The sequence below is a fragment of the Candidatus Protofrankia californiensis genome (assembly GCF_900634765.1).
GTDB classification, from domain to species: Bacteria; Actinomycetota; Actinomycetes; order Frankiales; family Frankiaceae; genus Protofrankia; species Protofrankia californiensis.
Window position 1 is genome coordinate 15,314 of sequence record NZ_CAAAFT010000094.1, and the last position, 651, is coordinate 15,964.

At 67.7% G+C, this 651-nt stretch carries 2 protein-coding genes; one reads left to right on the forward strand and one right to left on the reverse strand.

Annotation, left to right across the window (positions count from 1 at the left end):
• The coding region (locus tag DD1DGNOD_RS05605; protein ID WP_165036450.1) for a 2-oxoglutarate dehydrogenase E1 subunit family protein at window positions 1-276 on the reverse strand (276 nt) is incomplete at its 3' end.
• A 234-nt stretch (window positions 277-510) separates the two neighbouring features.
• Here DD1DGNOD_RS05605 and DD1DGNOD_RS05610 point away from each other — a divergent pair.
• On the forward strand, window positions 511-651 hold a 141-nt coding region (locus DD1DGNOD_RS05610), incomplete at its 3' end, for a hydantoinase/oxoprolinase N-terminal domain-containing protein (protein WP_131769598.1).

Here is a 651-nt window from a genome sequence, read left to right on the forward strand (position 1 = left end):
CACGGAGATGTTGGCCGCAGAGGACGCCGGCCCGCCGGCGGGGGTGTCACCGGCCCTGCTGGGAGCCGGTACCGCACCCTTGGCAACGGCGGGCGGGACGGGCACCTTCGCGCCTGGCCGGTCGTTGACACCCTCGGGCTGATAGTCGGAGAGGAACTCGCGCCACTCCGGCGAGACGCTCTCGGGGTCGGCGAGATACTGCTGGTAGATCTCGAATACCAGCCACTCGTTAGGGCCGAAGTCGGGTCCAGACTCGGGTACCGTCGGTGCTGTCACGGGGGCGTTCCCCTCTATCCACCTTCTGTTATGGCCCCGGGTGCGGGCCCTTTCACTGCTGTGTAATCAGGCTACTCGTCACCTTCACCTGAATGCGGCCGAAGGTCGTAGCCCGTGAGCCGGGCCACGGGCGGTGAGGGGTCCTGCTACTCCCAGTGTCCGTCCTGGACGACACTGCGGACCTGTGTCCCGGATGGCTGTGAGTAGGCTGCCTCGACGTGCCAGGATCATCACGTGGCGGTGTGGCTCGGCGTTGACGTGGGTGGGACCTTCACCGATCTCGTCGCGGTCGGCAGCGACGGCCGGATGATCTTCGAGAAGGTGCCGTCGGTGCCCGCCGACCCGTCCGAGGCGGTGCTCGACGCCGTCCACAGG